Genomic DNA, 20,589 nt, shown 5'->3' on the forward strand with positions numbered 1-20,589 from the left:
TGCCCTGCGCAGCAGGCGACCCGGTCAGGGAGCGAGCCATGTCATATTCTCAGGACGGTATCAGCCGTCGCACATTCCTCACCACCACTACTCTCGGTGGCCTGGCGCTGGCCGCAGGCGGCGTGGCGTTACCCTTCGGCTTCAGCCCGCTTGCTGCCGCCGTGGACGCGTCGTTATCCCCTGACCAGGACAAGGTGGTCTGGGGCGCCTGCTCGGTTAACTGCGGCAGCCGCTGCGCGCTGCGGCTGCACGTGCGCAACGACACCGTGGTGCAGGTCGAAACCGACAATACCGGGCTCGATCGCTATGGGGATCACCAGGTGCGTGCGTGCCTGCGCGGGCGCTCGATTCGCCGTCGTATCAACCATCCCGACCGCCTTAACTACCCGATGAAACGCGTCGGCGCGCGTGGGGAAGGTAAATTCGTGCGCATCTCCTGGGATGAGGCGTTGAACCTTGTCACCGACAGCCTGAAAAACGTGGTGGCGCAGTACGGCAACGAGGCGGTGTATATCAACTACACCTCCGGGGTGGTGGGCGGCAATATCACCCGCTCCTCGCCGTATGCCTCGCTGGTGGCGCGCCTGATGAACTGCTACGGCGGGTTTCTCAGCCACTATGGCACCTACAGCACCGCGCAGATCGCCTGCGCCATGCCCTATACCTACGGCACCAACGAAGGCAACAGCACTTCTGATATCGTCAACAGCCAACTGGTGGTGATGTTCGGCAATAACCCGGCCGAAACGCGTATGAGCGGCGGTGGAATTACTTATCATCTTGAACAGGCAAGGGAACGCTCGCAGGCGCGCATGATCGTTATCGACCCGCGCTATACCGACACGGCGGCGGGCCGGGAAGATGAGTGGATCCCGATTCGCCCCGGCACCGACGCGGCGCTGGTGGCCGCCCTGGCGTGGGTCATGATTGATGAGAACCTGGTGGACCAGGCGTTTCTTGACCGCTACTGCGTTGGCTACGATGAGAAAACCCTGCCGGACGGCGCACCGGCCAACGGCCACTACAAGGCATACATTCTGGGCCAGGGCGAGGACGGCATCGCCAAAACCCCCGCCTGGGGATCGCGCATAACCGGCATTCCACGGGCGCGTATCGTCACCCTCGCGCGCGAAATTGCCGGTGCGAAACCGGCGTACATCTGTCAGGGCTGGGGGCCGCAGCGCCAGGCGAACGGCGAACTGACCTCGCGCGCCATCGCCATGCTGGCGATCCTCACCGGCAACGTCGGTATTCACGGCGGGAACAGCGGTGCGCGGGAGTCGACTTACACCATCACCATTGAGCGGATGCCGGTGCTGGAAAACCCGGTGAAAACCCAGATCTCCTGCTTTAGCTGGACCGATGCCATCGCCCGCGGCCCGGAGATGACCGCCACCCGCGACGGGGTGCGCGGCAAAGCGAAGCTGGATGTGCCCATCAAGTTCATCTGGAACTACGCGGGCAACACCATCATTAATCAGCACTCGGACATCAACCGCACCCACGACATCCTCCAGGACGACAAACAGTGCGAAATGATTGTGGTGATCGAGAACTTTATGACCTCGTCGGCGAAGTACGCCGACATCCTGCTGCCCGACCTGATGACCGTCGAGCAGGAGGACATCATCCCCAACGATTACGCCGGCAACATGGGGTATCTGATCTTCACCCAGCCCGCCACCAGTGCCAAATTCGAGCGTAAACCCATCTACTGGATGATGAGCGAGGTGGCGAAACGCCTCGGGCCGGAGGTCCACCAGCGCTTTACCGAGGGACGCACCCAGAGCCAGTGGCTGCAACACCTGTACGCGAAAATGCGCGCCCGGGACGCGGACCTGCCGGATTACGATGCGCTGAAAGCGATGGGGATTTACAAGCGTCAGGATCCGGACGGGCATTACGTGGCCTATAAAGCGTTTCGCGAGGACCCGCTGGCCAACCCGCTTGCCACGCCGTCGGGCAAAATCGAAATCTACTCCGCGCGGCTGGCGACCATCGCGGCCAGCTGGGAGCTACAGGCCGATGAGGTTATCAGTCCGCTGCCGGTCTACGCCTCCACCTTCGAAGGCTGGGACTCCCCGGCGCGTACCGACTACCCGTTACAGCTGTTCGGCTTCCACTATAAGGCCCGCACCCACTCCACCTACGGCAACCTAGATGTCCTGCAGGCTGCCTGCCGCCAGGAGGTGTGGCTCAACCCGCTCGACGCGGCCGCGCGCGGCATCGAGAACGGCGACCCGGTGCGGGTGTTCAACGCCCGGGGTGAAGTGCGGCTTGAGGCCAAAGTGACGCCGCGCATCATGCCCGGCGTCAGCGCCATGGGCCAGGGGGCCTGGCACAACGCCGACATGGCCGGCGACCGCATCGATCGCGGCGGATGCGTCAACGTGCTGACCACTCAGCGCCCGTCGCCCCTCGCCAAAGGCAACCCGCAGCACACCAATCTGGTGCAAATCGAGAAGATCTGAACTCATGGCGGTCTGGCTAACCGCCGCAAACTTGATATGGCATAAAAACCCTTAACTCTTAATGAGTACTATGCACAGGCCACCTTCGTACGAAGCGGCATATAAAAATGATTACCCCGCCAGAATCATACTTAACCCCCACCTTTGGGGGTAAATGGAGTGAGTTATGTCGAAAGAGAGCCATCAGGCAGGAATTAGCCGCCGCACGCTGATGAAATCCACTGCCCTCGGCGCGCTGGCGCTGGCAGCCGGCGGCGTTTCGCTGCCCTTCGGTCTGCGCCCCGCCGCGGCCGCGGTAGGCAGCGCGCTGAATGCCGCGCAGGAGAAAACGGTGTGGAGCGCCTGTACCGTCAACTGCGGCAGCCGCTGCCCGCTGCGTATGCACGTTGCAGACGGCGTCATCCGCTACGTGGAAACCGACAACACCGGCGACGATGCGTATGACGGCCTGCACCAGGTGCGCGCCTGCCTGCGCGGCCGCTCAATGCGCCGTCGCGTCTACAACCCGGACCGTCTCAAGTACCCGATGAAGCGGGTTGGCGCGCGCGGGGAAGGCAAATTTGAACGCATCACCTGGGAGGAGGCCTACGATACCCTCGCCCGGGAGATGAAACGCATCATTGGCGAGTACGGCAACGAAGCCATCTACCTGAACTACGGCACCGGCACGTTGGGCGGCACCATGACTCGCTCATGGCCACCGGGAAAAACCCTGATTGCCCGCCTGATGAACTGCTGCGGCGGCTATCTCAACCACTACGGTGACTACTCCACGGCGCAGATCGCTGCGGGGCTCAACTATACCTACGGCGGCTGGGCCGACGGCAACAGCCCGTCCGATATCGAAAACAGTAAGCTGGTAGTGCTGTTCGGCAATAACCCCGGTGAAACCCGCATGAGCGGCGGCGGCGTAACGTATTACCTTGAGCAGGCACGAGAGAAATCCAATGCCCGGCTGATTATTATCGACCCGCGCTACACCGATACCGGGGCCGGTCGCGAAGATGAGTGGATCCCGATCCGCCCCGGCACCGATGCGGCGCTGGTCTCAGCCCTGGCCTGGGTGATGATTACCGAGGATCTGGTCGATCAGGCATTTCTTGATAACTACTGCGTCGGCTACGACGAGAAAACCCTGCCCGCGGGGGCACCGGCCAACGGCCACTACAAGGCATATATCCTCGGCCAGGGCGCGGACGGCATCGCCAAAACCCCGGAGTGGGCTGCCAGCATCACCGGTATTCCCGCCTCACGCATTGTGAAGCTTGCCCGGGAGATTGCCGGCGCTAAACCGGCGTTTATCGCTCAGGGCTGGGGGCCGCAGCGCCACTCCAACGGCGAGCTGGTCTCCCGCGCCATCGCCATGCTGCCGATCCTCACCGGCAACGTCGGGATCAGCGGCGGTAACAGCGGCGCACGGGAAGGCTCTTACGAGCTGCCGTTTGAACGGATGCCGACGCTCGACAACCCGGTAAAAACCAGCATTTCGATGTTTACCTGGACCGACGCCATCGTGCGCGGACCGTCGATGACCGCCACGGCCGACGGCGTGCGCGGCAAAGAGAAGCTCGACGTCCCCATCAAAATGGTCTGGAACTACGCCAGCAACTGTCTGATTAACCAGCATTCGCAGATCAATCGTACCCACGATATTTTGCAGGATGACAAGAAATGCGAGCTGATTGTGGTGATCGACTGCCACATGACCTCCTCGGCGAAATACGCCGATATCCTGCTGCCCGACTGCACCGCCTCCGAGCAGATGGACTTCGCGCTTGATGCCTCGTGCGGCAACATGGGCTACGTGATCTTTGCCGACCAGGCGATCGCCCCGCGTTTCGAGTGCAAAACCATCTATGAGATGACCAGCGAGCTGGCAAAACGCATGGGCGTGGAGCAGGCCTTCACCGAAGGCCGCACCCAGGAGGGCTGGCTGCGCCATCTCTATGAACAGTCCCGCGCCGCGCTGCCCGCCCTGCCCGACTTCGACACCTTCCGCAAACAGGGCATCTTCAAACAGCGCGATCCCGATGGGCATCACGTCGCCTATCGCGCGTTCCGCGCCGATCCGGCCGCCAACCCGTTGACCACGCCGTCGGGCAAAATCGAAATTTACTCGGCGCAGCTGGCAGAGATTGCCGCCAGCTGGCAGCTTCCGGCAGGCGACGTCATCCATCCTCTGCCGATCCACAGCTCCGGGTTCGAGCACTATGACGACCCACTGCGCGCCCACTATCCGCTGCAGCTCACCGGCTTCCACTACAAGGCGCGTACCCACTCCACCTACGGCAACGTCGACGTGATCAAAGCCGCCTGCCCGCAGGAGATGTGGATTAACCCCCTTGATGCGCGCAAGCGCGGTATCGCCAACGGCGATCGGGTGCGTATCTGGAACGATCGCGGTGAAGCCCGCATCGCCGCCAAAGTGACGCCGCGCATTCTGCCTGGGGTGGTGGCGCTCGGCGAAGGCGCCTGGTATGACCCGGACCGCGACGGTATCGATCGTGCCGGTTCCATCAACGTGCTGACCACCCAGCGACCCTCGCCGCTGGCCAAGGGCAACCCCTCTCACAGCAACCTGGTTCAGGTCGCGAAGGTCTAAGGAGTAACCGATGACAACCCAATATGGCTTCTATATCGATTCCAGCCGCTGCACCGGGTGCAAAACCTGCGAACTGGCGTGTAAGGATTATAAGGATCTCACCCCGGATGTGAGCTTCCGCCGCATCTATGAGTATGCGGGCGGCGACTGGCAGGAGGATAATGGGGTCTGGCATCAGAACGTGTTCGCCTACTACCTCTCCATTGCCTGCAATCACTGCGAAGACCCGGCCTGCACTAAAGTCTGCCCGAGCGGGGCGATGCATAAGCGCGAGGACGGCTTTGTGGTGGTGAACGAGGACGTGTGCATCGGCTGCCGCTACTGCAACATGGCCTGCCCCTACGGTGCGCCGCAGTACAACGCCGCCAAAGGCCATATGACCAAGTGCGACGGCTGCTACAGCCGCGTGGCCGACGGCAAAAAGCCGATCTGCGTGGAGTCCTGCCCACTGCGCGCGCTGGACATGGCGCCGATCGACGAGCTGCGCAAAAAGTATGGCGATCTGGCGCAGGTCGCGCCGCTGCCAGCCGCGCGCTTCACCCGACCAAACATCGTAATTAAACCCAACGCCAACAGCCGCCCGACCGGGGATACCACCGGCTATCTGGCAAATCCGAAGGAGGTGTGAGATGGGTAACGGATGGCATGAATGGCCGCTGGTGCTGTTTACGGTTCTGGGCCAGTGCGTGGTGGGCGGCACCATCGTCACCGGCGGTGCCTGGCTGGCGTGCGGCAGAAACAGCGAGCAGCAGCAGCGTATCGTGCGGGCGATGTTTTTCCTCTGGGTGCTGATGGGCGCAGGCTTTATCGCCTCGATGATGCACCTCGGCTCGCCGCTGCGCGCCTTTAACTCGCTGAACCGCATCGGGGAGTCGGCGCTCAGCAACGAGATCGCCAGCGGCTCGCTGTTCTTCGCCCTGGGCGGCTTCTGGTGGCTGCTGACGGTGCTCGGGAAGATGCCGGCGGCCCTCGGCAAGCTGTGGCTTGTGGTCACCATGCTCGCCGGGCTGGTGTTCGTCCAGGCGATGACCCTGGTGTATCAAATTGACACCGTGCCGACCTGGTACACCGGCTACACCACCCTCGGCTTCTTTATGACGGTGCTGCTCGGCGGGCCGCTGCTGGGTGCCACGCTGCTCAGCGCCGCGCGCTATCGCGGTAAAACCAGCCGCCTGGCGCTGGTGAGCGTGCTGGCGCTGCTGGTCAGCATCGGGGCGGCCCTGATGCAGGGCGTGTCGCTTGCCGCGATTGCCTCCTCGGTGCAGCAGGCCAGCACACTGGTGCCGGACTATGGCATGTTGCAGATCTGGCGTATGGCGCTGTTGGTGTTGGGCCTCGCCTGCTGGATCGTCCCGCTGGTGCGCCGCAGCCAGCCGCAGACCGCAGTGCTGGCTACCGGCTTTGTGCTGGTGGTGGTCGCGGAAATGATTGGCCGTGGGGTGTTTTACGGTCTGCATATGACCGTCGGTATGGCGGTGGCGGGATAAGATGATGAATGCCACTCACCCTGTAGAAACGCCGCGTCTGGTGAGCATTTCGCTGACCGGCCGCCTGCTCGGGGCGCTGTTTACCCACGCCCCGGACAGCTTGTCAGCGGCACCGGTGCTGGAGCTGATGGCGGATGCAGACTTCGCCAGCCAGTGGCCGGTTGTCCACCCGACGCTCAACCCGACGGTAGCGCAAATGCAGGCTGGGCTGCGCTCCACAGACGAGCCGCTGAAGGAGGCCTGGCAGCGGCTGTTTATCGGCCCCTGGGCGCTACCGGCACCGCCGTGGGGATCGGTATGGCTCGATCGGGAAAGCGTGCTGTTTGGCGAGTCGATGCTGGCGCTGCGCCACTGGATGGCCGAAAACGGTATCGCCTGTGCCGCTGACGACAGCGAGCCCTGCGACCATATCGGTACTCTGTTGCTGCTGGCCGCCTGGCTGGCGGAGCAGGGCCGGGAGACAACGCTCGATGAGCTGCTCGCCTGGCACCTGCTGCCCTGGTCCGGTCGTTTTCTTGAGGTGTTTATCGCCGACGCCCGGCACCCGTACTACGCGGCGCTCGGCGAGCTGACCCGCCTGACGCTGGCCGACTGGCAGCAGGGAATGCTCCTCCCGGTGGCGCAAAAAACGCTCTACCGCTAACCTTCCCAGCCCGCCGCCCGGCGGGCTTTTCAGTGAAAGCGCGTCCAGAGCGCGATCAGCAGCCAGGCCGAAAGGCTCCACATTGCCACCGCGCTGAGCAGCGCCAGCGGAACGCGCATCATCGCGCTGAAGTACCACAGCGACGCCAGATAGATGAAATAGGGAATAATCGACCACATGCCAAAAATCACCGTGGTGCGCAGCGCCTCGACGTTACGTTCGGTGGCGACGATGTAGTGGGCAATCAGCGCGAAGGTGGGAAACAGCGGGATAAGCCCGGCGATATAGTAGTTTTTGCTCTTTGACAGCACGCCGATCAGCAACACGATTGCCGCGCCCAGCGCCGCTTTAATAACCAGTCCCATCCGCTCCTCCTCCGGTGTGTTTTTACAACCTGACACAACCCCGATTCGCTGGCAAGCCGCGCCGGAACTGGACTGTACAAAAAATAGCTGTTGTGACAACGTCACTCTCGCGCTTCGCTTTTAAGAATAATCTTTACAATAGTAACAATCCGTTATGGTTAAAGGGCTGCACCGCCGATTTGCGCTACCTCCCTGACTCTGTTGCCCTTCGTTAACTGGAATCCTCCCGGGGACGTTGCTATAGCTCTATGCACCCTGCCAACACAAGGCATAACAAAGCAACGCTGTGTTGCGATAAACCGTGCACAGGGAGACAACAGCAATGCACCTCTCATTACTACAACGCACTGTCGGTGCGGTACTGCTCGTCGGCGCCGTTCTGGCCGCGCTGGCGTGGGGTATCGGCCTCGACACCATCAGCGCACGAAAAGTAGACCTGCTTTATCTCGGGCAACAGCACCTCAAGCTGGTATTTGCCTCTATGGCGCTGGCGTTAGCCGTGGGGATCCCAAGCGGTATCCTGCTGAGCCGTCCCGCCGCCCGCCGCTTTGCCGAACCGGTGATGCAGATTTTTAACGTCGGTAACACGCTGCCGCCGCTGGCCGTACTGGCGCTGGCAATGGTGGTGGTGGGGATTGGCGATAAGCCAGCCATCGTGGCGCTGTTCCTCGCCTCGCTGCTGCCCATCGTGCGCAACACCTACTCCGGCCTGTGCGCGGTACCGGCGTCGCTTATTGAAGCGGCAAAAGGGATCGGCATGACGCGCACCCAGCGTCTGCGTCAGGTAGAAATTCCCGCCGCCCTGCCGGTGATCCTCTCCGGCGTGCGCATTGCTACTGCCATTAACGTGGGTACCGCCCCGCTGGCGTTCCTGATTGGTGCCAGCAGCTACGGGGAGTTGATCTTCCCCGGCATCTACCTGAACGATTTCCCGACGCTGATCCTCGGTGCCGCAGCCACCGCGCTGTTCGCCCTGATCCTCGATATGGCGCTGGCCGGGCTTGGTCGCCTGCTTAGCCCTCACACCGCCTGATAAGGAGCGTTGCGATGACATTTAAAACGACCCTGTGCGGCCTCGTCGCTGCCCTCGCCCTGCTGGCCGGTCAGACGCAGGCGGCGCCGCTGGTGCTCGCCACCAAAAGCTTTACCGAGCAGCATATTCTCTCGGCCATGACGGTGCAGTACCTGAGGAAAAAAGGCTTCGAGGTGCAGCCCAAAACCAATATCGCCACGGTGATCTCACGTAACGCCATGATCAACAAACAGGTGGACATGACCTGGGAGTACACCGGCACCTCGCTGATTATCTTCAACCACATCAACGAACGCATGACCCCGGAAGAGAGCTACCAGACCGTTAAGCGGCTGGATGCCCGCCTGGGTCTGGTGTGGCTCAACCCGGCAGACATGAACAACACCTACGCCTTCGCCATGCAGCGCAAACGCGCCGAGGCGGAGAACATCACCACCATGTCCCAGCTGGTGGAAAAAATTGAGCACATCCGCAAAACCGACCCGGACAACAACTGGATGCTGGGCCTTGACCTGGAGTTTTCCGGGCGCAGCGACGGCATGAAGCCGCTGCAGAAGGCCTACAACATGCCGCTCGACCGCCCGCAGATCCGCCAGATGGACCCGGGGCTGGTGTACAACGCCATCCGCGACGGTTTCGTTGAGGCAGGCCTGGTCTACGCCACCGACGGGCGCGTGAAAGGCTTCGACCTGAAAGTGCTGGAAGATGATAAAGGCTTTTTCCCGAGCTATGCGGTCACACCGGTGGTGCGCAAGGACACGCTGGATGCCAACCCCGGCCTTGCCGAGGCGCTTAACACCCTGTCAGGCAAGCTTACCAACGAGGCGATCACCACCCTGAACGCCAAAGTCGATATCGATCACCAGACGCCGCAACAGGTCGCCCGCGACTTTCTGCGTGAAAACGGGCTCTTGTAAGGAGGCATTATGGATACCATTCACTACATGATGGACAACGCGCCTTATCTGGCGAGCCTGACCTTCCAGCACCTGTGGCTGGTGCTGCTGGCGGTGGGCATGGCGATCGTCACCGGCGTGCCGCTCGGTATTCTGATCACCCGCCACAAATGGCTGGCGTCACCGGTGCTGGGCCTGGCAACGATTCTGTTGACCATCCCGTCCATCGCCCTGTTCGGCCTGATGATTCCGCTGTTTTCGCTGATCGGTCACGGTATTGGCGCCCTGCCAGCTATCACCGCGGTCTTCCTCTATTCACTGCTGCCGATTATGCGCAACACCTTTATCGCCCTCGACAGCCTGCCAGGCGGGCTGCGCGAAGCCGGGCGCGGCATCGGCATGACCTTCTGGCAGCGCCTGCGCTGGGTGGAAATACCCATGGCCCTGCCGGTGATTTTCGGCGGCATCCGTACCGCGGTGGTGATGAACATCGGCGTCATGGCGATTGCGGCGGTGATTGGCGCGGGCGGGCTTGGCCTGCTGCTGCTTAACGGCATCGGCGGGAGCGACATTCGTATGCTTATCGCCGGTGCGGTGATGATTTGTTTACTGGCGATTGTGCTGGACTGGTTACTCCACCGTCTGCAGGTTCTGCTGACACCGAAGGGGATTCGATAATGATTACACTCGAGAATTTAACGAAGCAGTTTGTCCAGAAGAATGGCCAGAAGGTCAACGCGGTGGATAACGTCAGCCTGACGGTGCCGCAGGGGGAGATCTGCGTGCTGCTTGGCCCCTCCGGCTGCGGAAAAACCACCACCCTGAAAATGATTAACCGCCTGATCCCCGCCTCCAGCGGTAAAATCCTGATTAACGGCGAGGACACCAGCGACATGGATACCGTGACGCTGCGCCGCAATATCGGCTACGTGATCCAGCAGATTGGCCTGTTCCCGAACATGACCATTGAAGAGAACATCACCGTGGTGCCGCGCATGCTGGGCTGGGATAAAGCGCGCTGCAAGGCCCGCGCCACCGAGCTGATGGAGATGGTGGCGCTCGACCCGAAACACTATCTGCACCGCTACCCGAAAGAGCTTTCCGGCGGGCAGCAGCAGCGTATCGGGGTGATCCGCGCCCTGGCGGCGGATCCGCCGGTGCTGCTAATGGATGAACCTTTTGGCGCGGTAGACCCGATCAACCGCGAAGCGATTCAGAACGAGTTTCTGGAGATGCAGCGCAAGCTGAAGAAAACCGTGCTGCTGGTGAGCCACGATATCGACGAAGCGCTGAAGCTGGGCGACCGCATCGCGGTGTTCCGTCAGGGTAAAATCGTGCAGTGCGCCAGCCCGGATGAGCTGCTGGCGAAACCGGCGAACGAGTTTGTCGGCACCTTTGTGGGCCAGGACCGCACCCTGAAACGCCTGCTGCTGGTACAGGCTGGGGACGTGACCGAGGCGCAGCCGACCCTGACCGTGCGCACCGCCACCCCGCTGGCCGAGGCGTTTGCCGTCATGGACGACAACGATATGCGCTCAATTACCGTGGTGGATGAGGACGGAAAACCGCTCGGGTTTGTGAAGCGTCGCGAAGCGCGCGGTGCCGCCGGGAGCTGCGGTGATATTCTGCACCCGTTCCGCGTGACCGGCCGGGCGGAGGACAACCTGCGCGTGGTGCTGTCGCGTCTGTATGAGAGTAATACGGTGTGGATGCCCATCGTCGATGACGAGGGGCGCTACAGCGGGGAGATTTCTCAGGATTATATCGCCGACTACCTCAGCTCTGGCCGTACGCGCCGGGCGCTGAATATTCAGAGCGACGTCTGACTACCCTTCATGCTAACCCTCTCCCGCCGGGAGAGGGTCAACGACTGCACCGAAATAACGTTATCCGACAGGAGTCACGCGTTCAACGCACGCTAACCCCTGTTCCCGCCATTATTCCCGTAACATCGGGCTTACGCCCTACCCCCAACAGCGCTCCAGCAGCGGCAGATTGATGTACTGCCCCAGCTCGCGCTGCTCGGCGCGCGGCAGATAGGGAAGCTCGCCGATAAGCGGTGCCGAGAGCTTTTTGCTGAGCACGTCAATCACTTCGGCATAGTGCGCCAGGCCCGGATTGATGCGATTCGCCACCCAGCCCATCAGCGGCAGGCCGTCGCTGGTGATCGCCTGCGCGGTCAGCAGGGCGTGGTTCAGACAGCCCTCCTGTATCCCCACCACCATCACCACCGGCAGTTGCTCCTGCACCACCCACTCTGAAAGCGGCCGCAGGTCGTTCATCAGGCTACGCCAGCCGCCGGTCCCTTCCACCACCACGTAGTCCGCCAGGCCGCTCAGCGTCGCCAGCCCGTCCGAAAGCAGAGAGTAGTTAATCGGGCAGCTGTGCGCGACGCTGCTCTCCTCCTCGCTGAAGGCGATGGGATTGATGGCGCTATAGGATAAATCGATGGAGGACACGCTCTGCAACACCAGCGCGTCTTTGTTGCGCAGCCCGTCCGGCGTCTCCGTGCTGCCTTTGGCGACGGGCTTGTAGCCCACCACGCGGCTGCCGCTGGACCCCAGTGCCTGCAGCAACGCGCGCGACACGACCGTCTTCCCTACCGAGGTATCGGTTCCAGTAATAAAGAAACGCTTAAGCATCACTCACTCCACGGTTATGCTCTTGAAATATACATAATGAGAATAATTCAGTGGCGAAAGTCTACGACAGGACCCACAGGCCGGGCTTGCGTTAGCGCAATTTTTCCGGGATCGCCGGAAAATTCATTATCCCTGTAACAGCCGGATCAGCAGGGTTCCGTTATAAAGCGCTTCTTTGACCAGCGCCGCACCGGCCATGGTGCCGCGGTTGGAGAAGTGAGTGGCTTCGACGAAGGTGTTGCGGCTGTAGGCGGGTAAGGCCTGCTGATTGATGCAGGCGCTAATCGCCGGGAACAGCACGTCCGACGCCAGATTGAGCGGCGAGCCGATAAGGATTTTCTGCGGATTAAAGAGGTTGACCATGATCGCCAGGATACGTCCAACGTTAGTGCCGACCCCGACGATGATGTCGCGCGCCAGCAGATCGCCCTGGCGGGCCGCCTCACACAGGGATTCGACGGTCAGCGGCGTGCCGTGCAGCATGGAGCTCATGGACTGGCTCATGCGCTGCTGCGCCAGCTCCAGCACGCTATCGATGCTGGCAATGGTTTCCAGGCAACCGTGGTTGCCGCAGTAGCAGCGTTTGCCGTAGGGATCGACCTGCGTGTGGCCGATCTCGACCAGGCTGCTGCTCCCACCGTGCAGCAGGCGTCCGTCGGTGATCACCCCGGCGCCGACGTTGTGGTCAATCACCACCTGAATCACGTCGCGCGCGCCGCGTGAGGCGCCGAACAGCCCTTCGGCCATGGTCCAGGCGCTGATATCGTGCTGGATAAAGACCGGCACGCCGGTATGCGCCTCCAGCGCCTCGCCGAGCGGCACGCTCTGCACCGAATAGAACGGCATGCTGTGGATGATGCCGCGCTCGGTATCAATCACGCCGGGCAGCGTAATGGCGATGGCGGTCAGGCGTTCCAGCTTTTGCTGGTGACGAATGAAGAAGTGGTCGACGTGGTTGACGATGCGATCCAGAAACGGCGTGTCATCCTCCAGCGGCAGGTCGAGCTGCTCCTCCACCACCAATTGGCTGCTGAGATCGCGCAGCGCGAGGTTTATCTCGCCGCGGTTAATGCGCACCGACAGAAAATGCCAGGCCTGGGTTTCCACCATCAGCCCCACCGCCGGACGCCCGCGGCTGCCCGGCTCCTGGATTTCGGTCTCCTGGACCAGGTGCGCTTCAAGCATCTCGCGTACGATTTTGGTGATGCTCGCCGGTGCCAGCTGTGCGAGCCGGGAAAGGTCGATACGTGACACCGGGCCCGTCTGATCGATCAGACGGTAAACCGCCCCAGCGTTCGTCTGCTTGATCTGATCGATGTGCCCAGGCTGGCTATCAGCACCCACGGTAACTCCCTTATTTTCACGCTTCGAAATAAATTTTTAGCTATGGTGAAACACTTGACCAGCCGCCGTCAACTTTTTACCCAGGCTTGTGATTTAACGCACATTTTTGTGCGGCGGCTGCTGCGGGATTGAGCGAAAAGGCCGCCTCGGTGACCAGGGCGGCAAACCGCTCCGCCGCCTGGCTGCGCTCGCGGTGCGCGGGCCACACCAGCCACATCTCCGATACCGCGTCCGGCTCCTCGATGGGCACCCAGCGCATCTCCTCCAGCTGCACCCGCTGAAACGACGCGGGCAGAATCGATACCCCGAGCCCGGCCGCCACCAGGCCGATGATGGTCATCGCTTCGCCCACCTCCTGGGTGATGTAGGGCGACAGCCCATAGCGGCGCAGCAGCCCGAGAATATCATCGTACAGCCCGGTGCCCACGTGGGGGTCAAAGAACACGAAGGGTTCGCTGGCGAGCTGGCGCAGAGAGACGGTCGGCTGCGCCGCCAGCGGGTGGTCGCGCGGGACCATCGCCAGCAGCGGCTCGCGCAGAATCAGCTGCCACGCCAGGGATGCCGGCAGCGCGGTATTGCGCATCAGCCCGAGGTCCAGCGCGCCGTCGTTCAGCGGGCCAATCTGCGCCCGGGTATTGATCTCCAGCGTCTGGATATGCACGTCGGGGTAGCGCTGGCGGTAGGCCGACAGGCTGTCGGAAACGGGCTTGATAAACGGCGCAGAAGAGGTAAAACCGATGCGCAGCTCCCCGGTCTCGCCCTGGTGCAGCCGCGCTGCGCGGGTGGCGGCGGCCTCAACCTGGCTGAGAACCTGACGGCTGTCGGCAAGAAACTGCGTTCCGGCCGGGGTCAGGCTGACGCTGCGACGGGTGCGCGCCAGCAGGCAGGCGCCAATCTCCTGCTCAAGCTGCTGGATCTGCTGGCTCAGCGGCGGCTGGGAGATGTTCAGCCGGGCGGCGGCGCGGCCAAAATGCAGCTCCTCGGCCACCGCCACGAAATAGCGTAAATGACGCAGTTCGATATTCATATGTTAAACATATTATTTGAGATTATTAATATATTAGACAGATAACACCGGTTTTTCTACGCTATTCATCATCTTGCCCGCCGCGCGGGCCTACAGCACAGGATGTAACCGTGAGTCGTCTGTCTGACGTCACCCCCGCTCCGACCCGCGAGGCTGACGCACCGCTTTCCCCCCCTTCGGTCCTCTTTATCAAACGCGGTACCCCGACGTTTATGCGCGTCACGCTGGCGATGTTTTCCGCCGGGCTTGCCACCTTCGCCCTGCTCTACTGCGTGCAGCCGATCCTGCCGGTGCTCTCCCAGGAGTTCGGTATTTCGGCACCGGCCAGCAGTCTGTCGCTGTCAATCTCCACCCTGATGCTGGCGCTCGGCCTGCTCATCACCGGGCCGCTGTCCGATGCCGTCGGGCGTAAATCGGTAATGGTGACCGCCCTGCTGCTGGCCTCGGTCTGCACCCTGCTCTCCACCATGATGACCAGCTGGCACGGCATTCTGGCAATGCGCGCCCTGATCGGCCTGTCGCTCAGCGGCGTTGCCGCGGTGGGCATGACCTGGTTAAGCGAAGAGATGCACCCCAGCGTGGTGGCCTTCTCCATGGGGCTCTACATCAGCGGTAACTCCATCGGCGGCATGAGCGGCCGTCTGCTGAGCGGGGTGATTACCGATCTGTTCAGCTGGCGCGTCGCGGTGGCGGCCATCGGCTGCTTCGCCCTCGCCTCGGCGCTGATGTTCTGGAAAATCCTGCCAGCCTCGCGCCACTTCCGGCCACTTTCGCTGCGGCCGAAAAACCTGGCGATCAACTTCCGCCTGCACTGGCGCGATGCCGGTCTGCCGCTGCTGTTTGCCGAAGGCTTCCTGCTGATGGGGGCGTTCGTCACGCTGTTCAACTACATCGGCTATCGCCTGATGCTCTCGCCGTGGCATCTCAGCCAGGCGGTGGTGGGCCTGCTGTCCGTGGCCTACCTCACCGGCACCTGGAGCTCGCCAAAAGCCGGGGCGATGACGGTGCGCTACGGGCGTGGCCCGGTGCTGCTGGGGTTCATCGGCATGATGCTCGGCGGCATGCTGCTCACGCTGTTCTCGTCGCTGGGGCCGATCTTTGCCGGGATGCTGCTGTTCTCGGCGGGCTTCTTCGGGGCGCACTCGGTGGCGAGCAGCTGGATTGGGGTACGGGCGCGGCGCGCCAGGGGGCAGGCGTCGTCGCTCTATCTGTTCAGCTACTATCTGGGATCGAGCCTCGCGGGCACCACCGGCGGGTTCTTCTGGCACGACTACGGCTGGCACGGGGTGGCAGGTTTTATCGGCGTGTTGCTGGTGCTTGCCCTGCTGGTGGGTCGCCGCCTGCAACACCGGGCGGCCTAAAAAAACGCCCGCCGGTCAGCGTCTGACGGCGGGCGGGATTTACCGATGACGCTTACGGCCTTCTGAACAGCGCAATGCTGCGCCCTTCCAGTTCGAAATCCTTCTCTTTGGTGATCACCAGCCCGTGCTTCGCGGTGTCGGAGGTGGTGAGCTCCAGCACCCAGCCCCCTTCACCAAACTGCGGGATCTGGAACGGCACGTTGCCTTCAAACGGGTTGAACAGCATCAGCACGTCATGCCAGATCCCCTCTTCGGGTTGCAGGTCCGGGCGACCGATGTAGACCCCGAGGGTGGAGCCTTCATCCCACTGCTCCGGCGTCTGTAGCCCGCCGCCGGCGTTGAACCACTTGATATCCATTCCGTCACGCCAGTTTTCACGGCGCAGCAGCGGCTGGGCGGCACGCAGGGCGATCACGTGCCGGGTAAACTCGCGCAGCGCGTTGGCGCTCTCCGGCAGGCCGTCCCAGTGCACCCAGGAGATTTCGCTGTCCTGACAGTAGCCGTTGTTGTTACCCATCTGGCTGCGGCCAAACTCATCCCCGGCGAGGATCATCGGCGTGCCGTGGGAGAACAGCAGCGTGGCGAGGAAGTTACGCTTCTGCCGCTCGCGCACCGCGTTGATGCCCTCGTCGTCGGTCGGGCCTTCCGCGCCATAGTTGTACGAGCGGTTATCGTTGTGGCCGTCGTTGTTGTCTTCCCCGTTATCCTCGTTGTGCTTCTCGTTGTACGACACCAGGTCGTTGAGCGTGAAGCCGTCGTGGGCGGTGATGAAGTTAACGCTGGCCCACGGGCGACGACCGCGCTGGTCGTAGAGATCCCCGGAACCAAGCAGGCGCGCGGCGAAGTCGGTGGAGACGTTATCCCCCTTCCAGTATTCGCGCACCGTATCGCGGTACTTATCGTTCCACTCGGCCCAGCCCGGCGGGAAACCGCCCACCTGATAGCCGCCGGGACCGATATCCCAGGGCTCGCCGATAAGCTTGAGCTTCGACAGCACCGGGTCCTGAGTCACGGCATCGAAGAAGCCGCCGCGCTGGTCAAAGCCCTCCGGTTCGCGCCCGAGAATGGTACCCAGATCGAAGCGAAAACCGTCGATATGCATCGTTTCGGCCCAGTAGCGCAGGGAATCCATCACCATCTGCAACACGCGCGGGTGGGAGGTGTTGACCGTGTTGCCGGTGCCGGTATCGTTGATGTAATAGCGGTGCTGGCCCGGCATGGTGCGGTAGTACGAGAAGTTATCGATGCCCTTAAACGACAGCGTCGGGCCGAGTTCATTCCCCTCCGCGGTGTGGTTGTACACCACGTCGAGGATCACCTCGATGCCCGCATCATGGTAGGCGCGCACCATGTCACGCATCCCCTGCAGGCCGTTAGGCCCGTAGTAGCGTGAGGCCGGGGCAAAGAAGCCGAGGGTGTTGTAGCCCCAGAAGTTCTTCAGTCCCTTATCCAGCAGGTGCTGGTCGTCCGGGAACCAGTGGATCGGCAGCAGCTCCACCGAGGTAATGCCCAGGCTCTTGATATAGTCCACCGAGGCCTTGTGCCCCATCCCCTCAAAGGTGCCGCGCAGCTCTGGCGGGATAGCGGAGTTGAGCTGAGTGAACCCTTTGACGTGGGTTTCATACACCACGGTGTGCGGCCAGGGCACGACCGGACGATGGCTGCTCTCCAGGGCGAAGGCGTTCGGGTCAATGACCCGGCACTTCGGCGTGAAGGGCGCGCTGTCGCGGCTATCAAAGGTCAGGTCTTTATCTTCGTGCAGCAGTTCGTAGGCAAAGTGCGCCTCGTTCCACTCGATATCCCCCACCAGCTCGCGGGCATAGGGGTCGATCAGCAGTTTGTTGGGGTTAAAGCGATGACCGTTTTCCGGGTCGTAGGGGCCGTGAACCCGAAACCCGTAAAGCGCACCGGGTTGCAGGCCGGGCACATACCCGTGCCAGATCTCATGGGTGTACTCCGGCAGATCGAGGCGAGCGATTTCGTTTTTGCCGGTCGGATCGTAGAGGCAAAGCTCTACGCGTTCGGCGTGGGCCGAGAAGATGGCGAAGTTAACCCCTTCGCCATCAAAGTTGGCCCCCAACTGATGGCTATACCCTGCCGTAATTTCATAAGCCTTACCGTTTGACATGCATTCCTCTCCATCGAAAGTACAGTTTTAACGTACCACAGCAATTGATGATGTTTTGTTGTAAATCATACACTTATTAGTATTACAGCACCGTTGCGCGCCACGCTGCCGGGGTCGATATGGTCGCCGGGCTCCAGCGCCTCACCGGTAAGCAGGTCGCGGTAGCGGCGGTTGGCCAGCGCAGGCGGCAGGGCAATTGCGGTTCCCGCCCAGCGCTCGGCATGCGGCCCGGCGACGCTCCCGTCTAAGGCGCTGAACACCAGCCGCGGGGCGATAACGATCAGCGCGTCGCGACTGTCGGTGCGGGCATAGGCGATCACGTTGTCGGCGTGCTCCCCCTGGGCGGCGAGCGGCAGATAGTCACCGTGCCGGAACAGTTCCGGGTTCTGCTGGCGCAGCGTAAGCACGTTATGGATGACGTGCTGCTTCAGTTCACCGCTCAGCCAGCTCTCCACCGCGTACAGCCCGCCGGGGTTCTCGTGATCCAGCATCTGCTCCAGCGCCGGGAAATCGGGGTCCCGACGGTTGTCCGGGTCCACCAGGCTGAAGTTCAGCGCCTCGCTGCCCTGATAGATGTCCGGCACCCCCGGCGCGGTGAGTTTGATCACCGTCTGGGTCAGGCTGTTGACCAGTCCGGCGCGCATAAAGGGCGCCAGAGAGGCGACGAAATCCTGCAAAAAGTCCTGATTGTCCGGGGAGAGCAGATGACGGGCGTAATCCAGCACCGCCTTTTCATAGGCGTCGTTGGTATCCACCCAGTCGGTGCGCAGCTTCGCTTCGCGCAGCGCTTTTTCGACAAAATCGAGGAAGCGCGTTTCCAGCTCCGCCAGGCCCGCGGTATCGTCCGGGGCCAGGGTGGTGGGCCATACGCCCGCCAGCGCCTGATAGAGCATCCAGGTATCAACCCCCTTCGGCGCCGTGCCGTCGTTCAGGAACACCACTTTGGTCTGGTTCATCTGCCGCCAGCGCGCCACGCACTCGGCCCACCGCTCAGGGGCTTCGGTCAGGGTATAGAGCCGCGCCCTGGCATCCTCGCCACGCTTGGTGTCGTGGGTCGAGGTGCCGGAGAGCGCGTCCGGCTGGCGCTCGCGGCGGGTTTTCATCTCGTCATGGAAGCGTGTAAGGGAGAAGGTGCGCCGCATCGGCTCGGCACCCACCTCGTTAAGCGCCAGCTCCATGTGCTGGCGGAAGAACAGCGTGTCCTCTACCGATTTCGCCATCAGCGGGCCGGTAAGCTGCTGGAAGCGGGTGCGGAAGGTGGCCGCGTCATGGCGCGCCGCCTCGGCGACCTCGCCGGACAGAATACGCGTCACCACGTCGAGCGCCTGTGCGTCCGGGGCGTGATCGCTGGCGTTCAGCTTCAATACCACCTTCTGCAACAGAGTGGCATCCGCCTGCGTCAGCCCCTCGGCGGTGCCGTAGGTGCGGTACACCGGGAAGGCCACCAGCAGTTCGCGCAGCGCCGCACGCAGGGTGTCCTCCTCCGGCGCGACGCCATCGGCGCGGGCAATCTCACCGGCGAGCCGCAGCAGCGTGGTGAACTCCCCTTCAAAGTTGCGATCCACCATCAGCAGCTTGGCTTTGCGCAGCTCGGCGCGCATGTCCACCGCCTCTCCCACTACCTCTTCATAGGCGTGACGCAGGCGATCGATATTGTCGTCATCCACCAGCACATCCGAAAGCGCGGCAATGAACTCGTAGCCGGTGGTGCCGGAGATGGGCCAGTCGTCGGGAATATGCTCACCCTTACCGAGGATCTTCTCCACGGTGATGTAGCAGTCCGGCCCCGCCTGCTGGCGCAGCCGCTCCAGATAGCCTTTCGGATCGGCCAGGCCGTCTACGTGATCGACCCGCAGGCCGTCGACCGCCCCGCTGCGCACCAGCTCAAGGATCAGGCGGTGGGTATCATCGAATACCGCCTCGTCCTCGACGCGCATCCCGGCCAGCCCGGTAATCTCGAAGAAGCGTCGATAGGAGAGATCGCGCGGCGCGTCACGCCACGACATCAGACGGTACGGCTGACGCTGGTGCAGCTCGGCAAGCGCGGCGTTATCGCTCAGCGCCAGCACCTCGGCTTCACGCCCCTGCCAGCTCGCCGGGGTCAACGGGTAGTAGTTGTCGTAATAGGCAAAGGCCGGTTTCCCGCTGGCAGGATCGCGCTTCACGCTGATTTCGCCGCTCTCCAGCACCGCCTCGAAGGTGTCCCCGAGGAACGGCAGGGTCAGCGGACGCGACCAGTCGATGTCAAAGTGCCGGGCGTAGCGGCTCTGCTCGCCGTGCTCAATCACATCGCGCCACCAGGCATTCTCCAGCGAGGCGGCCATGTGGTTGGGAACAATATCCAGAATCAGCCCCAGCCCGGCCTGCTTCAGCGCGGCGACCATACGGTCAAACCCGGCGCGCCCGCCGATGGACGGGTCGATCTCATTGGCGTCGGTTACGTCGTAACCGTGGGTGGAGTCCGCCGTCGCGGTGAAGACCGGCGAGGCGTAGAGGTGGCTGATCCCCAGTTTTTTCATGTACGGCACCAGCCCGGCGGCGCGGTCAAAGGTCATGCCGTTGCGAAACTGTATGCGGTAGGTAGCGGTTG

16 protein-coding genes are annotated in these 20,589 nt (G+C 62.4%); 10 read left to right on the forward strand and 6 right to left on the reverse strand.

Annotated elements, in window-relative coordinates:
• Positions 1–38: 38 nt before the first annotated feature.
• The 5 genes from ynfE to dmsD all read left to right on the forward strand — a co-directional run bounded on the left by ynfE (position 39) and on the right by dmsD (position 7,203).
• Positions 39–2,471 carry a selenate/tellurate reductase subunit YnfE gene (gene ynfE / locus DW58_RS04785; RefSeq protein WP_024548765.1) on the forward strand — a complete coding sequence of 811 codons (2,433 nt, stop codon included), beginning with the start codon at positions 39–41 and terminating at the stop codon, positions 2,469–2,471.
• A 166-nt stretch (positions 2,472–2,637) separates the two neighbouring features.
• Entirely contained in the window at positions 2,638–5,073 is a 2,436-nt protein-coding gene (dmsA, locus tag DW58_RS04790) for a dimethylsulfoxide reductase subunit A (protein ID WP_024548766.1), read from the forward strand.
• A 10-nt stretch (positions 5,074–5,083) separates the two neighbouring features.
• On the forward strand, positions 5,084–5,701 hold the full coding sequence (locus DW58_RS04795) for a DMSO/selenate family reductase complex B subunit (protein WP_024548767.1): 618 nt from the start codon (positions 5,084–5,086) through the stop codon (positions 5,699–5,701).
• 1 nt (position 5,702) lies between these two features.
• On the forward strand, positions 5,703–6,560 hold the full coding sequence (locus DW58_RS04800; RefSeq protein WP_024548768.1) for a dimethyl sulfoxide reductase anchor subunit family protein: 858 nt from the start codon (positions 5,703–5,705) through the stop codon (positions 6,558–6,560).
• A gap of 4 nt (positions 6,561–6,564) precedes the next feature.
• On the forward strand, positions 6,565–7,203 hold the full coding sequence (dmsD, locus tag DW58_RS04805; RefSeq protein ID WP_051195565.1) for a Tat proofreading chaperone DmsD: 639 nt from the start codon (positions 6,565–6,567) through the stop codon (positions 7,201–7,203).
• 29 nt (positions 7,204–7,232) lie between these two features.
• On the opposite strand, the gene DW58_RS04810 is transcribed toward dmsD, so the two are convergent.
• On the reverse strand, positions 7,233–7,568 hold the full coding sequence (locus DW58_RS04810; RefSeq protein WP_024548770.1) for a GlpM family protein: 336 nt from the start codon (positions 7,566–7,568) through the stop codon (positions 7,233–7,235).
• A 322-nt stretch (positions 7,569–7,890) separates the two neighbouring features.
• Between DW58_RS04810 and DW58_RS04815 the strand changes: the two genes are divergently transcribed.
• Genes DW58_RS04815 through osmV form a run of 4 tightly spaced genes read left to right on the forward strand, consistent with a single transcriptional unit; the run spans position 7,891 to position 11,323 of the window.
• Entirely contained in the window at positions 7,891–8,601 is a 711-nt protein-coding gene (locus DW58_RS04815) for an ABC transporter permease (RefSeq protein ID WP_024548771.1), read from the forward strand.
• A 14-nt stretch (positions 8,602–8,615) separates the two neighbouring features.
• Entirely contained in the window at positions 8,616–9,518 is a 903-nt protein-coding gene (locus DW58_RS04820) for a glycine betaine ABC transporter substrate-binding protein (RefSeq protein WP_024548772.1), read from the forward strand.
• A gap of 9 nt (positions 9,519–9,527) precedes the next feature.
• Positions 9,528–10,175 (forward strand): osmoprotectant ABC transporter permease OsmW, encoded by a 648-nt coding sequence (osmW, locus tag DW58_RS04825; protein WP_024548773.1) that lies wholly within the window; start codon positions 9,528–9,530, stop codon positions 10,173–10,175.
• A complete protein-coding gene (gene osmV / locus DW58_RS04830) occupies positions 10,175–11,323 on the forward strand; it encodes an osmoprotectant ABC transporter ATP-binding protein OsmV (RefSeq protein ID WP_024548774.1) in 1,149 nt (382 codons plus the stop codon). Before osmW ends, osmV begins: the two co-directional genes overlap by 1 nt.
• Before the next feature lie 138 nt (positions 11,324–11,461).
• Here osmV and bioD read toward each other — a convergent pair whose 3' ends face one another.
• The 3 genes from bioD to DW58_RS04845 all read right to left on the reverse strand — a co-directional run bounded on the left by bioD (position 11,462) and on the right by DW58_RS04845 (position 14,510).
• Positions 11,462–12,139, reverse strand: coding sequence for a dethiobiotin synthase (bioD, locus tag DW58_RS04835; RefSeq protein ID WP_024562537.1), 678 nt, complete (start codon positions 12,137–12,139; stop codon positions 11,462–11,464).
• Between the two features lie 126 nt (positions 12,140–12,265).
• Positions 12,266–13,483: a sugar metabolism global transcriptional regulator Mlc gene (gene mlc / locus DW58_RS04840; RefSeq protein ID WP_029592572.1), complete on the reverse strand. Its 1,218-nt coding sequence runs from the start codon at positions 13,481–13,483 to the stop codon at positions 12,266–12,268.
• 76 nt (positions 13,484–13,559) lie between these two features.
• Positions 13,560–14,510, reverse strand: a complete 951-nt coding sequence (locus tag DW58_RS04845; protein WP_081713013.1) for a LysR family transcriptional regulator — start codon at positions 14,508–14,510, stop codon at positions 13,560–13,562.
• Between the two features lie 119 nt (positions 14,511–14,629).
• Here DW58_RS04845 and DW58_RS04850 point away from each other — a divergent pair, with 119 nt between their 5' ends.
• On the forward strand, positions 14,630–15,871 hold the full coding sequence (locus DW58_RS04850) for an MFS transporter (protein ID WP_412778447.1): 1,242 nt from the start codon (positions 14,630–14,632) through the stop codon (positions 15,869–15,871).
• A 52-nt stretch (positions 15,872–15,923) separates the two neighbouring features.
• On the opposite strand, the gene glgX is transcribed toward DW58_RS04850, so the two are convergent.
• Positions 15,924–17,999: a glycogen debranching protein GlgX gene (gene glgX, locus DW58_RS04855; protein ID WP_024551030.1), complete on the reverse strand. Its 2,076-nt coding sequence runs from the start codon at positions 17,997–17,999 to the stop codon at positions 15,924–15,926.
• A gap of 65 nt (positions 18,000–18,064) precedes the next feature.
• Complete coding sequence (gene treY / locus DW58_RS04860; RefSeq protein WP_051195566.1) at positions 18,065–20,554, reverse strand: malto-oligosyltrehalose synthase; 2,490 nt, start codon at positions 20,552–20,554, stop codon at positions 18,065–18,067.
• Positions 20,555–20,589: the final 35 nt, after the last annotated feature.

It is taken from the genome of Siccibacter turicensis LMG 23730, assembly GCF_000463155.2.
Taxonomy (GTDB): Bacteria; Pseudomonadota; Gammaproteobacteria; order Enterobacterales; family Enterobacteriaceae; genus Siccibacter; species Siccibacter turicensis.

Excerpts from the sequence above, each read along its gene's own strand:
- DW58_RS04810 (WP_024548770.1), bottom strand. The coding sequence starts at position 7,568 with ATGGGACTGGTTATTAAAGCGGCGCTGGGCGCGGCAATCGTGTTGCTG.
- dmsA (WP_024548766.1), top strand. The coding sequence starts at position 2,638 with ATGTCGAAAGAGAGCCATCAGGCAGGAATTAGCCGCCGCACGCTGATG.
- dmsD (WP_051195565.1), top strand. The coding sequence starts at position 6,565 with ATGAATGCCACTCACCCTGTAGAAACGCCGCGTCTGGTGAGCATTTCG.
- glgX (WP_024551030.1), bottom strand. The coding sequence starts at position 17,999 with ATGTCAAACGGTAAGGCTTATGAAATTACGGCAGGGTATAGCCATCAG.
- treY (WP_051195566.1), bottom strand. The coding sequence starts at position 20,554 with ATGACCTTTGACCGCGCCGCCGGGCTGGTGCCGTACATGAAAAAACTG.
- osmW (WP_024548773.1), top strand. The coding sequence starts at position 9,528 with ATGGATACCATTCACTACATGATGGACAACGCGCCTTATCTGGCGAGC.
- bioD (WP_024562537.1), bottom strand. The coding sequence starts at position 12,139 with ATGCTTAAGCGTTTCTTTATTACTGGAACCGATACCTCGGTAGGGAAG.
- DW58_RS04795 (WP_024548767.1), top strand. The coding sequence starts at position 5,084 with ATGACAACCCAATATGGCTTCTATATCGATTCCAGCCGCTGCACCGGG.
- osmV (WP_024548774.1), top strand. The coding sequence starts at position 10,175 with ATGATTACACTCGAGAATTTAACGAAGCAGTTTGTCCAGAAGAATGGC.
- DW58_RS04815 (WP_024548771.1), top strand. The coding sequence starts at position 7,891 with ATGCACCTCTCATTACTACAACGCACTGTCGGTGCGGTACTGCTCGTC.
- DW58_RS04820 (WP_024548772.1), top strand. The coding sequence starts at position 8,616 with ATGACATTTAAAACGACCCTGTGCGGCCTCGTCGCTGCCCTCGCCCTG.
- ynfE (WP_024548765.1), top strand. The coding sequence starts at position 39 with ATGTCATATTCTCAGGACGGTATCAGCCGTCGCACATTCCTCACCACC.
- DW58_RS04845 (WP_081713013.1), bottom strand. The coding sequence starts at position 14,510 with ATGAATATCGAACTGCGTCATTTACGCTATTTCGTGGCGGTGGCCGAG.
- DW58_RS04800 (WP_024548768.1), top strand. The coding sequence starts at position 5,703 with ATGGGTAACGGATGGCATGAATGGCCGCTGGTGCTGTTTACGGTTCTG.